Consider the following 12,985-nt stretch of genomic DNA (forward strand, 5'->3'; position numbering starts at 1 on the left):
GGTAATTACCGGGCAACCGACAGGGATTCCCGGTGGGCCGCGACGTCTGCGGCCAGTTCCTCGGCCATCAGATGGTTGTTGATCACGACGGCGGTCCACGCACCAGCCGCCGCCGAGGCCAGGACCTGCGCACGCATGTCCGTCACGTTGCCCGCCGCCCACACCCCCGCCACCGCGGTGGCGCCGTCGGCATCGGTCTCCAGGAAGTCCCCGATCCCCAGGGGATGGGGTGCCGGCTCGAGGCCAAGTCCGGCGAAGGCGCCCAGCCGTGCGCGCACCTGGGGTCCCACCACTACCGCGTCCACGGCGATCTCGGGTCCACCGGCCAAGGCGACACCGCGCAGGACGTCCTGCTCCACCCGCAATGATTCAACGGCGCCCGCCACCACGCTGATGCCCCGGGCGGCCAGCTGCTCCAGCTCGTCGTCGGTGGGCAGGGTCAGGTCGTTCAGGAACAGGGTGATGTTGCCGCTCCACTGCCGGAAGAGCAGGGCCTGGTGCACGGACCAGGGCCCGTTGCCCAGGATGCCGATGGCCTGATCCTGCACCTCCCAGCCGTGGCAGAACGGGCAGTGCAGCACGTCCCTGCCCCAGCGCTCGCGGAGCCCGGCAATCCCCGGCAATTCGTCCACCAGCCCGGTGGTGATCAGCAGGCGGCGCCCGCGGATCACGGTGCCGTCCGCCAGGGTCACGGAAAAACCGTCGGCCGCATTGCCCGCAGCGGCAACAGCCTCGCCCTCCACTATCCGTGCGCCGTAGTGCTCGGCTTCGGCACGTCCGATCCTCAGGAGTTCGGCGGGGCCGACACCATCGCGGGACAGGAATCCGTGGACCCCCTGGGCGGGGGCGTTGCGGGGTTCGCCGCTATCAACCACCACCACGGAACGGCGCGACCGGCCCAACATTTGCGCGGCGCTCAGGCCGGCGGCCCCTCCACCGATGATCAGGACGTCGCAGGTGCTTTCATTGTGTGTTCTCATGCCTCCATGCTCCGCGGCACCTGCTCAGGGTGGCAAGGAAAGTTGCTGGAATGGCAAACTGGGCCAATGGATGAAGAATTCGACGACGTGCTGGCAGCGGTGGGGCCGCGGCTCAGGACCCTCCGCCTCAACAGCAACACCACCCTGGCGGCCCTCGCCGAGGCCACCGGGATTTCGGTCAGCACACTTTCACGGCTGGAATCCGGGCAGCGCCGCCCCAACCTGGAGTTGCTGCTGCCGCTGGCTAAAGCGCACCGGGTCCCGCTGGACGAACTCGTCGGGGCTCCCGCCACGGGCGATCCCCGCCTGCACCTGCGCCCCATGGTCCGGCACGGCATGACCATCATCCCGCTGACGAGGCGGCCCGGCGGGATCCAGGCCTACAAGCACATCCTGCCGGCCGGCACGCCGGACCAGCCGGACCCCCAGGTCCACGACGGGTACGAATGGCTGTATGTGCTCAACGGAAAACTCAGGATGGTCCTGGGCGGCCGGGACCTGGTGATGGGGCCCGGCGAAGCAGCCGAATTTGATACCCGGGTGCCCCACTGGTTCGGCCGGGCGAACACCGAAGCGGTGGAGTTCCTGAGCCTCTTTGGAACCCAGGGCGAACGCATGCACGTCAGAGCCAAGCCGCGCTCCTAGACCCGTTGGGCCGCCGAGCGCTAAGGGACGCCCCTAGTCCGCAAAGTCCCCGGCGTTGCGGCGGAACGTGCCCAGGATGCGGATCAGCTGGTCAACATCGGCTGCGTCGAAACCCGACTGGCCAAACACCTCGGTGTTGAGCACCGCCGTCGCCCGTTTGGCAACGATCCGTCCCTCCGCGGTGAGCTCGATCAGGGTGGTGCGGCCGTCCGTGGGATGCGGCGAACGGGTCACCAGTCCCGAGCCTTCCAAACGGTCGACGGCGTTCGTCACCGAGGTGGGATGGACCTGGAGCAGGGCGCTCGCCTTGTTCATGGGCAGCGCACCGCTGCGGGCGAAGCTGAGGAGCGCGAGCAGTTCGTAGCGGGAGAAGGTCAGCCCGAACGGTTTCAGGGCACCCTCGATCCGGGCCAGCAGGATCTGCTGCGTGCGCATGATCGCGGTGATCGCAGCCATGGGGGCGGCGACATCGGCCCAGCCGTGCTCCTCCCAGTTCCGTTGGGCGTCCGCGATGGGGTCCCGGGGCAGTGGCGCGGCCATCCTCAGCCCTTCAGCCCCGGGAAATCCGCCTCGGAGTACTCCACACCGAAGCCGTCCGGGTGCGCGCCCCCGCCATGCCGGAGCACCTCATTGTGCCGCAGCTCCACACGGCGGATTTTGCCCGAGATGGTCTTGGGCAGCGCCGCGAATTCCAGCCGCCGGATCCGTTTGAACGGCGCCAGGTGTTCGCGGCAGTACCGCAGGATGTCCTCGGCCAGCTCCGGCCCCGGCTCCAGCCCGGACACCAGCACAACATAGGCCTTGGGGACCGAAAGCTTGACCGCATCCGGCGACGGAACCACCGCCGCCTCGGCCACGGCGGGGTGTTCCAGCAGCACGCTCTCCAGTTCGAACGGCGAGAGCCGGTAGTCGGAGGATTTGAAGACGTCGTCGTCGCGGCCCACGTAGGTGATGACACCGTGTTTGTCCCGGCTGGCCATGTCGCCCGTGTGGTAATAGCCGCCGCGGAACGCCTCGGCGGTCCGTTCCGCGTCCCCGTAGTAGCCCTTCATCAGCCCCACCGGCCGGGGGTCCAGGCGGAGGCACAGCTCGCCGTCTTCGGCTTCTTCCCCCGTGTTCGGATCCACCAGCACAACGTCGTAGCCGGGAAGCGGCCGCCCCATGGCGCCGATGGTGACCGGCTGGCTGGGCGTGTTGGCCACCTGGACGGTGGTTTCGGTCTGGCCGAAGCCGTCCCTGATGGTCTGGCCCCAGGCGCGCTGGACCTGCTCGATCACTTCGGCGTTCAGCGGTTCGCCCGCGGAGACCACCTTGGTGGGTGGGGTCTTCAGCACTTTCAGGTCCGCCTGGATGAGCATCCGCCAGACCGTGGGCGGGGCGCAGAAGCTGGTGACATGCTCGCGGTCCATCTGCTCCATCAGGGCACGGGCGTCGAACCGTGCGTAGTTGTAGACAAATACGCACGCCTCCGCGATCCACGGGGCGAAGAAATTGGACCACGCGTGTTTGCCCCAGCCCGGCGACGCCACGTTCAGGTGCACGTCGCCGGGTTCCAGGCCGATCCAGTACATCGTGGAGAGGTGCCCCACCGGGTACGACGTGTGGGTGTGCTCCACCAGCTTGGCCTTCGACGTGGTTCCGGAGGTGAAATACAGCAGCAGCGTCTCGTCCGCGTGGGTGGGGGCGTCGGCTGTGAAGGTGACTGCCGCCGTCGTCGAATCCGTGTATTGGAGGGCACCCGCGGTGGCCGTGGTTGTTGCGGCGGTGCCGATCCCGCCGATTTCGATCAGGCGGTAATCGCCGGGGACGCCGGCAAACTTACCGATGTTGGAACGCCCGACGGCGGCCCAGCCCGCCTCGCCACGCTCCACGCGTTCGGCCAGGTCCTCCGGACCCATCAGGGTGGTGGTAGGGATCAGGACAATGCCCAGCTTGATCCCGGCCAGCATTAGCTCCCAGAGCTCCACCTGGTTGCCCAGCATAACGATCATGCGGTCCCCGCGGCGCATGCCCTGGCTTCTCAGCCAGTTGGCCACCTGGTTGGAACGGGCGGCCAGGTCCGCGAAACTCCGGCGGGTAGCCGATCCGTCCTGCTCCACGATGACCAGGGCCGGATTGCCCGCCTTCTCAGGATCGGCGGCGATCTGGTCGAACCAGTCGAGGGCAAAGTTGAATTCCGTGAAGCGCGGCCACACGAACTCGCGCCTGGCCTGGTGGTAGTCGGAATGCAGGGTCAGCAGGCGGTCGCGTGCCTCGCGGAAGTCATCGGTGACTGACATGGGGGACACCTTTCGTCCAGTGATGCGCATCACTAAGAATCCATCCCTGTGCAATATACTAGGACATCCAAGGGTTTGGAAGACCGAAGGGATATGAAGCGTGCAGCCACAAGGACGTGAGCGTGTTGTGACCGAAGCCCCGCCCTATCCAGAGGCAGACCTGATGCACATCGTGGACCTCCTGCCCGCGGCGGAACGTGAGCGCTACCTGGAGATCCGGGCGTTCCTGCAGTCCACCGTGCGGCAGGCCTCCATTGACTACTGGAACCGCGAGGAATTCCCGTTCGGGCTGCTGGCGGAGATGGGCAAGCACGGGCTTGGCACCTTGCAGACGGACGGCACGTCCAAGCTCTTTAAGGGCCTGATGTACGTCGAAGTGGCCAGGGCGGACGTTTCACTGTCGGCACTCGTGGGGATCCACAACGAACTGATCGTGGGGATGATCGACGCCCTCGGTTCCGAGGAACAGAAGCAGCGGTGGCTGCCTGGCCTGAAGAACTTTACCCAGCTGGGCGCCTTCGCCCTGACCGAACCGGAGCACGGCTCGGACATCGCCGGCGGGCTGGAAACATCCGCGCGGCTGGAGGGCGGCGAGTGGGTGATCAACGGCGCGAAGCGCTGGATCGGCTCCGGGACCATCGCGGACTTTGCCCTGGTATGGGCGCGCGACGCTGCGGACGGGCACATCAAAGGCTTCATTGTGGAGACGGACCGCGCTGGCTACCGGGCAACCAAGATTGCCAACAAGATCGGCCTGCGGATCATGCAGAACGCTGACATTGTGCTGGACAACGTCAGGATTCCGGCGTCCAACATGCTGCCGGGCGCCACGGACTTCTCCAAAGCCAACGACCTCCTGCGGGATTCGCGCGCCTGGGTTGGCTGGCAAGGTGCCGGGATCCAGCTGGCCGCCTTCGACGTCGCCCGTTCCTACTCCCTGGAACGCAAGCAATTCGGCAAGGAACTGGCATGCTTCCAGCTGGTCCAGCAGCAACTGGCGGAGATCCTGGGCAACGCCTCCGCGTCACTGGCGTTGATGGCCCAGCTCGCCCGGATCCAGACGGACGGCAAGCTGGAGATGGCGCAGGCGGCCATGGCAAAATCCACGTGCACCCGGCTGGCCCGCGCGTCGGTGGCGATGGGACGGTCGCTGCTGGGCGGCAACGGGATCAGCTCGGACTTTGAAATGGGCAAGCTGTTTGGTGATGCCGAAATCCTCTATACCTATGAGGGCAGCTACGAAATCAATTCGCTGATTGTTGGCCGGGCCGTTACCGGAAAATCGGCCTTCGTCTAGCAATTCACCGGAAAGAACTTAAGAAAAAACTGCCCTGGCCATGCTTTGCAGCACGGTCAGGGCAGTTGATCAGAACCTTAGAGCGGGCGAATATTCTCTGCCTGCGGGCCCTTGGGGCCCTGGGTCACATCGAATTCGACTTTCTGGTTCTCATCCAGCGAGCGGTAGCCGCTGCTGGCGATTGCGGAATAGTGCGCGAAAACATCGGCGGATCCGTCGTCCGGAGCGATGAAACCAAAGCCCTTTTCAGCGTTGAACCATTTAACTGTGCCTGTTGCCATTGCTAACTTCCTTTGTAACCCTTTTCTGGTCCTGCTCGGACGGCAGGCAGACGCGGAGTCTGTAGTCCGCTGTCTCAAACCTAGGGGCTGCGCGGTGGGCGTGCAATAGCTGCAGTCATCAAGTGTCACCGCTGTTACAGAAGTGGTACACGGGAATTGACCGCTGCGGGCTAGCGCATGCCCTCCCGGCGGATGGCCGTGGCGATCGCCGCGGCGCGGGTCTCCACCCCGAGCTTGGCGTAGATATGCGCCAGATGGGTCTTGACGGTGGCCTCCGAGATGAAGAGCCGCTGGCCCAGTTCCCGGTTGCTGAGCCCCTCGGTCAGGAGGCTCAGCAGCTCCGCCTCCCGGGGCGTCAGGACCTCGTCGGGATTGCGCAGCTGCTGGAAGAGCCGGGAGGCCACGGGGGCGCTCATGACGCTCTTCCCTTGCACGGCACCGCGGATGGCGGCGAAGATTTCGTCCGGGGCGGCGTCCTTGAGGAGGTAGCCCATGGCACCGGCGTCCACCGCCCGGACGATGTCCGCGTCGGAATCGTAGGTGGTGAACACCAGGATGGCCTGCCGGCTGTTGCGCTGCCGCACCTGCCTGATGGCCTCGATCCCGTCCATTCCGGCGCCCATGGCCAGGTCCATCACCACGACGTCAGGGGAGTGGTGTTCCACTAGCCCCAGCGCTTCCTCGCCGGAGGCGGCCTCGGCCACCACGTCAAAGTCAGGCTGCGTACCCAGCAGCGCCTTCAGTCCGCTCCGGACCACCAGGTGGTCGTCCACCAGGAGGACAGTGATGGTAGTCATTCGTCCTCCGCTGTCATCTGCTGGCCAGGTGGCGCTGACTGCACCCGGGCCGGCACCTGTGCGGCCACGATGGTCCCTTCGCCGGGGGAACTTTCCACCGAGAATACCCCGCCCAGCTGCTCCACCCGCTGGCGCATGGCCCGAAGCCCGTAGCCTCCGGCGTCCGACGGCGGTGCTGCCGCCGACGGGTCAAAGCCCGTCCCGTCGTCGTAGATGTCCAAGGTGACGGAGCCGGGAAGGAACCCCAGCGTCAGGGTTGTGGTGGCGGCGTTTGCGTGCTGCTGGATGTTCGCGGCCGCGCTCTGGACCACCCGCAGCAGGGCGTGCCGGACGTCCGCCGGGACGTCCCTCGGTTCGCCGGTGACCAGGAGCCGGGCGTGCGGGACGTACTGGGCGGCCGCCTGGTGCAGGGCTTCGGGAAGCGTCGATGCGTCGAGGCCCGGGGAGGCGAGCTCGTGGACCAGATTGCGCGTCTCGGAGAGATTCCGGCGCAGCAGTTCCGTAGCCTGGTTGAGTTCCTGGCGCGATGCCTGGCCTGGCCACGAATGGCCAGCGGCCTCCAGGAGCAGCAGGCTGCTGGCCAGGCCCTGCGTCACGGTGTCGTGGATCTCCCGCGATACGCGCTCGCGTTCGGCGATGGTGCCGGCCAGGCGCTCGCTGGCCGCCAGCTGCCCGTGTGCCAGCGATACCTCCGCATGGAGACGGCGCTGCTCCGCGGCGTCGTGCTCGATCCGGTCATAGATCAGCGTCAGCATCACGCCGACGGCGAGCGGCCCCAGCAGCATCGCCAGGTCCGTCCCGTCGCTGAGCCGGAACAGCCCGACGGCGGTGGCGGCCGCCGTCGCGCTTGCCGCCACGTAACCCACGACGCCCGTAAAGGCTGTCCGGCACAGGAAGAGGATCGCAAAGGAACACCAGGCGAAGCTGGGTGCGGCGATGACCAGTGCTGCCCAGACGGCCACAAACACGAGCATCCAGACCGCCCAGGGGCGTCTCTGCCGGGCCAGTACGGCGATGACGGCGTAGAGCGCGCACACCGTTCCAGCCAGGCCGAGGACCAGCAGGTTGTCCTGCAGGCTGTGCCGCATGGCATAGCGGACGGCCGAAGCAACGAGCAGGACAGCGAAGCCAAGGTGGACGGCGGTGTCGATCCGGCCGAACTGGCCAGGGGCGCCGGCCGGTCCACGAGGCTGGGCGGGTCCGGTGGTCGGCGGGGATCCGTCGGTCAGGGTTTTACGGGGAGTGGCTGGGGAGGGCATGGGGTCCGGTTCAGGTCAGGGGCGTTCTATCCCATGCTATTGCCCGCGCCGTTGCTGGTCTCTCCGCCTTTTGGCTGATGCTGCTGGCCATCCGGGGGAGCGGGGCGTGGCCGAAGGCCCGATGTTTGTTCCGGCGGGGCTGGACAGGATGGATGGAGTCGATGCCCATCAGGGCATTCCGCCAACGTGGGTCCCATTGCGCCAACGTGCGTCCAACAACGTGCGTCCGTCAACGTGAGTCCATCAACCCGAGGAGATCACCATGAAGAAGTCCAACAAGATTGCCGCCGCTGCCGCCGCCGGAGCTTTGCTGCTGACCGGAGGGCTGACCGTTGCAGCCAATGCCGGGACCAACCCGGCGGGCGCCCCTGCCGCCGTGCCCGCCCCCGCTGCGGTGCCCGCCGCCGATATTCCGCAGGCGCCGGAAACCGCCGTGGCACAGAACCGCATCACCGTGGGAGCCTCGTCCGACGCCGTCCGTGCAGCCCTCGCCAAATGCCAGGTGGACAAACTGCCGTTCGTCACGGTGGCCCTCGTGGACAGGTTCGGCACCGTCCAGGCGCTCCTGCGCGGGGACAACGCCGCCGAGCACACGATCGAAGCAGCCAAGCAGAAGGCCTACACCGCGGCCGCTTTCGGTGCACCGACGAGCGAGCTGGCCAAGCGCGTCAACGGCAACGGGCCCAGCATTGCGGACCTCCCCGGCACCCTGTTCCTGCCCGGCGGCGTTCCGCTCAAGGTCAATGGTGTGTCCGTGGCAGGCATCGGCGTGGGCGGTGCCCCCGACGGCAACCTGGACGAGGCCTGCGCCACCGCCGGCGCCGAGGCCATTGCCGCTGCTGCTGCCGGCCCGGCCAAGTAGGCTCGGCTCCATGAGGCGCTTCAGGACCTGGCGCCGGGCACGCAGGGCGGCGGCAATCCTCTTTCTGGCGGGCGGTGTATCAGCTTACCTGGCCGCCTGCCAGGCGGGTCCCGGCGAGCCGCAACGGCAGGAGTCGCCGCCGTCGTCCGTCCTGGAAAGTCCGGAGCCCCCGCTTCCGGCCACCTCCACGCCGTCCGCATCACCGTCTGCCCCCAACCCGGCTCCCACCACGCCGCCAGCCTTGTCGGCGCAGGCCCAGACCCGGCTCGACCAGGAGCTTATCGCCGCCGCGAAGGCCAACAATGTGGCGCTGGTTGGTGAGCTGATCGGCCGCGGCGCCAACGTGAACGCCAAGGACGCCATCCAGGATTCCGCGTTCCTCTATGCGGGGGCGGAGGGATTCAACGAGGTGCTCCAGCTGACGCTGGCGGCCGGTGCGGACGTTTCCAGCACCAACCGCTATGGCGGGACGGCACTGATCCCCGCCAGCGAACACGGCCATGTGGAGACCGTGCGCATCCTCCTGGCCGCCGGAGTGCCCGTGAACCATGTGAACAACCTGGGGTGGACCGCCATGCAGGAGGCCATCCTGCTCAACAACGGCGGCCCCAGGCAACAGGACGTGGTCCGGCAGCTGTTGGCGGCCGGCGGGGACCCCAACATCCGGGATCCCCAGGGGCGGACCGCCCTGCAGAACGCCGAACGGCTGGGCTTTCTGGAAATCGCCAGCCTGATCCGTGCCCGCTAGCCGCCCTCGTACCTTCATCGATTGCTCCGTAACGGCCCTTTTGACAGCTCAAAACGGCGGTTACGGAGCAGCCGATGGTGGTGGCTAGACGGCTTCCAGGACGCTGACGTAATTGGCGATGCCCACACCGCCCATGTTCTGGACGGCGGCGCGGCGGGGGTTGGCGAGCTGCATGTCGCCGGCGGTCCCGGTGAGCTGCATGGCGGCGATGACGTGCTGGGATACGCCGGTGGCGCCGACGGGATGGCCTTTGGCCTTGAGTCCGCCGGAGACGTTGATGGGCAGCTTCCCGTCCTTGAAGACCCAGCCTTCCTGCACAGCGCGTGCGCCCTGGCCCGGTTCGGTCAGGCCCATGGCCTCGTACATGAGCAGTTCGGCGATGGTGAAGCAGTCGTGGACCTCAGCGAAGTCCAGGTCTTCAAGCCCGACGCCGGCCATCCCCAGCGCGCGCTGCCAGGACATGCGCGTGGCGGCGAAGGCGGTGGGGTCCCGGCGTTCGGCCGGGAAGAAGTCGTTCGCCTGGCCGAAGCCGGCGAGCCTTACCGGCGCAGTGGCCCCGCCGGTTGGCGAGGTGCTGAGCACAACGGCAGCGGCGCCGTCGGACACGGGGGAGCAGTCGGTGCGGCGCAGCGGATCGGCCACCATGGGGTTCTTGTCCGAGACGGTGCGGCAGAAGTCCTCGCCGAGATCCTTGCGGAGCTGGGCGTAGGGGTTGTCCACGCCGTTGAGGTGGTTCTTGGCCGCGATAGAGCCCAGCAGGTCGCCCAGCTGTCCGTCGCCGCGACCGTAGCGCTTTTCGTAGTGCTTGGCGACGTCCGCGAACAGGCCAGTGAAGCCGGTGGTGGACGTCTGGCCGGCCATGTCGTAGTCAGCGCCCAGCAGGGCGGCCCCCACAACGTCGGCGCCGGCGTGGGTCATCTTCTCGGCGCCGATCACCAGCACGGTCTTCGCTGTCCCGGCCAGCAGCGACTTAGTGCCCTGCTGGAACGCGGCCGACCCTGAGGCGCAGGCGTTCTCCACACGCGTGGCGGCGACGTTGGCCAGCTGGTCCGAGACCTGCAAGGCCAGCGAGGACGGGAACGCCAGCGGCATCATGCCGGAGTTGAACTGGCCCAGGTAGATCTCATCGATCTGGCCTGGCTCGATCCCGGCGTTGCTGATTGCCTCGGTGGCCACCTGGACGATCAGGGACTCAAGGGTTTCGTCCGTGAGCTTGCCGAACCGGCTGTGGCCCCATCCGGTGAGCAGGACATCCTTGCCGAACTGTTCCTTGAGGCTCATGCTGCCACTCCTGCGGTTTCAAGCTGGACGTCGAATGCGGCTTCGGTCTTGTCGCGAATTTCCTCCACGGTGACCCCCGGCGCAAGGCGGGACAGCGTGAGCTGCCGCCCGCCGTCGTCGTCCGCTTCTTTAAGGTCAAAAACCGCGAGATCACTGATGATCCGGTCCACGCAACGCAGGCCGGTGAGCGGCAGGGTGCACTCGGTGACGATCTTGGCCGTGCCGTCCTTGGCGTTGTGCTCGGTCAGAACCACCACGCGCGGCGTGCCGGCCACCAGGTCCATGGCACCGCCCATGCCCTTGACCATCTTGCCGGGAATCGTCCAGTTGGCGAGATCGCCGTTGCCGGAGACCTGCATGGCGCCCAGGATGGCCACCTTGACGTGGCCGCCGCGGATCATGCCGAACGATGTGGCGGAGTCGAAGATGCTGCCGCCGGCTAGGACCGTGACGGTCTGCTTGCCGGCGTTGATGAGGTCCGCGTCTTCGTCGCCCTCATAAGGGAACGGGCCCATGCCGAGCAGGCCGTTTTCGCTCTGCAGGACCACGCGGACGCCGTCGGGCAGGTTGTTGGCCACCAGCGTGGGGATGCCGATGCCCAGATTGACGTAGTCGCCGTCGTTCAGTTCCTCGGCCGCGATGGCAGCCATTTCATCCCTGGTCCAGGCCATGGGTTTCTCCTTGGGGTTCAAAGTTTTGCAGGGCTTAAGTGTTCGTTCGCGCTGTCTGTGTGGCCGGCGGGTCAGGCGGACACAGGTGTTGAGGCGGGGACTGCTGCGGTTTCCCGGGAGCGGACGGTGCGCTGTTCAATGTCCTTGACCCGGCCGCGCGCCTGAACCAGGTGCTGGACGTATACGCCCGGAGTGACGATGTGGTTGGGATCCAGTGCGCCGGGCTCCACGATGACTTCGGCTTCGGCGATGGTCACCAAGCCGGCGGTGGCCACCACGGGGTTGAAGTTCCGGGCCGTGTAGCGGTAGATCAGGTTGCCGTCCGTGTCCGCGGTGTGCGCGTGGACCAGCGCGACGTCGGCGCGGATGGCGCGCTCCTGGACGTACGTTTCGCCGTCGAACTCTGCGAGCGGTTTGCCTTCGGCCACCAGCGTTCCCACGCCGGTCTTGGTGTAGAAGGCGGGGATGCCGGCGCCGCCGGCACGGAGGCGCTCGGCCAGGGTGCCCTGCGGGGTGAACTCCACCTCAAGCAGGCCCGCGAGGTACTGCTCGGCGAAGAGTTTGTTCTCGCCCACATACGATGCGATGACCTTGCGGACCTGGCCGGCTTCGATCAGCACGCCCAGGCCTTTCCCGTCCACGCCCATGTTGTTGGACACCACGGTCAGGTCGCGCACACCGGAATCACGCACGGCCTCGATGAGGTCCGCCGGGATGCCGCTCAGGCCGAAACCGCCGACGGCGAGCGTCATGCCGTCCTGGAGCGTTTCCGCCAGGGCCGCGGCGGCGTTGGGTTTCAGTTTGGACATTCCGTCTCCTCGTCATCGAGCGTGCAGAGCCGTTCGGGGTATCCACTTTGTGGACATAGGGCCTAGGGAAGGAGCCTAGGGCGCTCGCTGAAGCTGGTCAATGACGCAATCATGCCAGCAAGGCAGATATTTCACAGCGTGGACGGTAGGCTTTGCGGTGTCCACATTGTGGAGGATTTTTGAGAGTTGGTGGTCAGAATGGCAAATCCAGTCCAAGGGGCGCAGGTAGTGGGCCGCGTGGCGTCACTGCTGCGGCTGGTCGGCCGGAAGCCGGAGGGCAGCTCGATTGCCGGGCTGGTCCGGGAGTCCGGGCTGACCCGCCCCACCGTCCACCGGCTCCTGGCCTCCCTTGCCGCGGAAGGCCTCCTGGACCACGATGCCCGCAACGGAAACTGGATCCTGGGGCCTGAGATTTTCCTGCTGGGATCAGTGGCAGCGGCCCGCTTCCCGTTTGAAGACCTGGCCCGGCCAAGTCTCCGCCGCCTGGCGGAGGAGACCGGCGAGAGCGCGTTCTATTCCATCCGCAGGGGCCAGGAGACGGTCTGCGTGCTGCGGGAAGAGGGCAGCTTCCCGGTACGCTCCTTCGTGCTGCACGAGGGAGTCCGCTTTCCACTGGGAGTGGCCTCGGCCGGGACCGCCATCATGGCGTTCCTCCCGGACGAGGAACAGGAGGCCATCCTGTCCGGCTGGGACCAGCACGCCGGCAGCTTCGCGGCAGGCCACAGCATGGACGTGGTCCGCCGGAATCTGGAACGGACCCGGCTGCATGGCTTTGCAGTGAATCCCGGCCTGGTGCTTGAGGGTAGCTGGGGAATGGGGGCTGCCGTCTTCGACCAGCTGGGCAGGCCCGTGGGCGCGCTTTCACTCACCGGCATCGAACCAAGGTTCCGGCCGGAACGGCAGGAGTTCCTCGGCAAACTGCTGATGGAGGAAGCCCACCGGATCACGTCGCTGCTGACCCGTTCGCCGGGCTCCGCCTGAACTGCTCGGCACTGCGCGGCGTCGTGTGGCTGACCCCGTTGTCGGGCACATTGACACGGACACGCCGTATTCCGGGCGGGATCGGACCGGACAGG

The 12,985-nt window shown here is 66.9% G+C and carries 14 protein-coding genes; 5 read left to right on the forward strand and 9 right to left on the reverse strand.

Annotation, left to right across the window (positions count from 1 at the left end):
• Positions 1-5: 5 nt before the first annotated feature.
• On the reverse strand, positions 6-980 hold the full coding sequence (locus tag NIBR502772_RS04805) for an NAD(P)/FAD-dependent oxidoreductase (protein WP_141139296.1): 975 nt from the start codon (positions 978-980) through the stop codon (positions 6-8).
• A gap of 66 nt (positions 981-1,046) precedes the next feature.
• On the opposite strand from NIBR502772_RS04805, the gene NIBR502772_RS04810 reads away from it, so the two are divergent.
• Positions 1,047-1,625 (forward strand): helix-turn-helix domain-containing protein, encoded by a 579-nt coding sequence (locus NIBR502772_RS04810; protein WP_141139297.1) that lies wholly within the window; start codon positions 1,047-1,049, stop codon positions 1,623-1,625.
• A 33-nt stretch (positions 1,626-1,658) separates the two neighbouring features.
• On the opposite strand, the gene NIBR502772_RS04815 is transcribed toward NIBR502772_RS04810, so the two are convergent.
• A complete protein-coding gene (locus NIBR502772_RS04815) occupies positions 1,659-2,165 on the reverse strand; it encodes a MarR family winged helix-turn-helix transcriptional regulator (protein WP_141139298.1) in 507 nt (168 codons plus the stop codon).
• Positions 2,166-2,167: 2 nt separating this feature from the next.
• Positions 2,168-3,904, reverse strand: a complete 1,737-nt coding sequence (locus tag NIBR502772_RS04820; protein WP_141139299.1) for an AMP-binding protein — start codon at positions 3,902-3,904, stop codon at positions 2,168-2,170.
• A gap of 163 nt (positions 3,905-4,067) precedes the next feature.
• On the opposite strand from NIBR502772_RS04820, the gene NIBR502772_RS04825 reads away from it, so the two are divergent.
• Positions 4,068-5,201, forward strand: coding sequence for an acyl-CoA dehydrogenase family protein (locus NIBR502772_RS04825; protein ID WP_141141936.1), 1,134 nt, complete (start codon positions 4,068-4,070; stop codon positions 5,199-5,201).
• Positions 5,202-5,278: 77 nt separating this feature from the next.
• Here NIBR502772_RS04825 and NIBR502772_RS04830 read toward each other — a convergent pair whose 3' ends face one another.
• The 3 genes from NIBR502772_RS04830 to NIBR502772_RS04840 all read right to left on the reverse strand — a co-directional run bounded on the left by NIBR502772_RS04830 (position 5,279) and on the right by NIBR502772_RS04840 (position 7,538).
• Positions 5,279-5,482, reverse strand: a complete 204-nt coding sequence (locus NIBR502772_RS04830; RefSeq protein ID WP_013599688.1) for a cold-shock protein — start codon at positions 5,480-5,482, stop codon at positions 5,279-5,281.
• A 170-nt stretch (positions 5,483-5,652) separates the two neighbouring features.
• The gene (locus NIBR502772_RS04835; protein WP_141139300.1) at positions 5,653-6,279 is read right to left on the reverse strand and encodes a response regulator transcription factor; all 627 of its coding nucleotides are present in this window, start codon (positions 6,277-6,279) and stop codon (positions 5,653-5,655) included.
• Positions 6,276-7,538, reverse strand: a complete 1,263-nt coding sequence (locus tag NIBR502772_RS04840; RefSeq protein ID WP_141139301.1) for a sensor histidine kinase — start codon at positions 7,536-7,538, stop codon at positions 6,276-6,278. Before NIBR502772_RS04840 ends, NIBR502772_RS04835 begins: the two co-directional genes overlap by 4 nt.
• 262 nt (positions 7,539-7,800) lie before the next feature.
• On the opposite strand from NIBR502772_RS04840, the gene NIBR502772_RS04845 reads away from it, so the two are divergent.
• Positions 7,801-8,400: a heme-binding protein gene (locus tag NIBR502772_RS04845; RefSeq protein ID WP_141139302.1), complete on the forward strand. Its 600-nt coding sequence runs from the start codon at positions 7,801-7,803 to the stop codon at positions 8,398-8,400.
• A 10-nt stretch (positions 8,401-8,410) separates the two neighbouring features.
• The gene (locus NIBR502772_RS04850) at positions 8,411-9,148 is read left to right on the forward strand and encodes an ankyrin repeat domain-containing protein (RefSeq protein ID WP_141139303.1); all 738 of its coding nucleotides are present in this window, start codon (positions 8,411-8,413) and stop codon (positions 9,146-9,148) included.
• 84 nt (positions 9,149-9,232) lie between these two features.
• Here NIBR502772_RS04850 and NIBR502772_RS04855 read toward each other — a convergent pair whose 3' ends face one another.
• The 3 genes from NIBR502772_RS04855 to NIBR502772_RS04865 form a co-directional block, all read right to left on the reverse strand.
• Positions 9,233-10,429, reverse strand: a complete 1,197-nt coding sequence (locus NIBR502772_RS04855) for an acetyl-CoA acetyltransferase (protein ID WP_141139304.1) — start codon at positions 10,427-10,429, stop codon at positions 9,233-9,235.
• Positions 10,426-11,100 (reverse strand): CoA transferase subunit B, encoded by a 675-nt coding sequence (locus NIBR502772_RS04860; protein WP_141139305.1) that lies wholly within the window; start codon positions 11,098-11,100, stop codon positions 10,426-10,428. Before NIBR502772_RS04860 ends, NIBR502772_RS04855 begins: the two co-directional genes overlap by 4 nt.
• Positions 11,101-11,171: 71 nt before the next feature.
• On the reverse strand, positions 11,172-11,909 hold the full coding sequence (locus NIBR502772_RS04865) for a CoA transferase subunit A (protein WP_141139306.1): 738 nt from the start codon (positions 11,907-11,909) through the stop codon (positions 11,172-11,174).
• Positions 11,910-12,107: 198 nt separating this feature from the next.
• Here NIBR502772_RS04865 and NIBR502772_RS04870 point away from each other — a divergent pair, with 198 nt between their 5' ends.
• On the forward strand, positions 12,108-12,890 hold the full coding sequence (locus tag NIBR502772_RS04870) for an IclR family transcriptional regulator (protein ID WP_141139307.1): 783 nt from the start codon (positions 12,108-12,110) through the stop codon (positions 12,888-12,890).
• Positions 12,891-12,985 lie beyond the last annotated feature (95 nt).

The sequence above is a fragment of the Pseudarthrobacter sp. NIBRBAC000502772 genome (assembly GCF_006517235.1).
Lineage (GTDB): Bacteria > Actinomycetota > Actinomycetes > Actinomycetales > Micrococcaceae > Arthrobacter.

Coding starts and splice junctions, on each gene's coding strand:
- NIBR502772_RS04855 (WP_141139304.1), bottom strand. CDS start 10,429: ATGAGCCTCAAGGAACAGTTCGGCAAGGATGTCCTGCTCACCGGATGG.
- NIBR502772_RS04870 (WP_141139307.1), top strand. CDS start 12,108: ATGGCAAATCCAGTCCAAGGGGCGCAGGTAGTGGGCCGCGTGGCGTCA.
- NIBR502772_RS04850 (WP_141139303.1), top strand. CDS start 8,411: ATGAGGCGCTTCAGGACCTGGCGCCGGGCACGCAGGGCGGCGGCAATC.
- NIBR502772_RS04815 (WP_141139298.1), bottom strand. CDS start 2,165: ATGGCCGCGCCACTGCCCCGGGACCCCATCGCGGACGCCCAACGGAAC.
- NIBR502772_RS04805 (WP_141139296.1), bottom strand. CDS start 980: ATGAGAACACACAATGAAAGCACCTGCGACGTCCTGATCATCGGTGGA.
- NIBR502772_RS04845 (WP_141139302.1), top strand. CDS start 7,801: ATGAAGAAGTCCAACAAGATTGCCGCCGCTGCCGCCGCCGGAGCTTTG.
- NIBR502772_RS04860 (WP_141139305.1), bottom strand. CDS start 11,100: ATGGCCTGGACCAGGGATGAAATGGCTGCCATCGCGGCCGAGGAACTG.
- NIBR502772_RS04820 (WP_141139299.1), bottom strand. CDS start 3,904: ATGTCAGTCACCGATGACTTCCGCGAGGCACGCGACCGCCTGCTGACC.
- NIBR502772_RS04835 (WP_141139300.1), bottom strand. CDS start 6,279: ATGACTACCATCACTGTCCTCCTGGTGGACGACCACCTGGTGGTCCGG.
- NIBR502772_RS04865 (WP_141139306.1), bottom strand. CDS start 11,909: ATGTCCAAACTGAAACCCAACGCCGCCGCGGCCCTGGCGGAAACGCTC.
- NIBR502772_RS04825 (WP_141141936.1), top strand. CDS start 4,068: ATGCACATCGTGGACCTCCTGCCCGCGGCGGAACGTGAGCGCTACCTG.
- NIBR502772_RS04830 (WP_013599688.1), bottom strand. CDS start 5,482: ATGGCAACAGGCACAGTTAAATGGTTCAACGCTGAAAAGGGCTTTGGT.
- NIBR502772_RS04810 (WP_141139297.1), top strand. CDS start 1,047: ATGGATGAAGAATTCGACGACGTGCTGGCAGCGGTGGGGCCGCGGCTC.
- NIBR502772_RS04840 (WP_141139301.1), bottom strand. CDS start 7,538: ATGCCCTCCCCAGCCACTCCCCGTAAAACCCTGACCGACGGATCCCCG.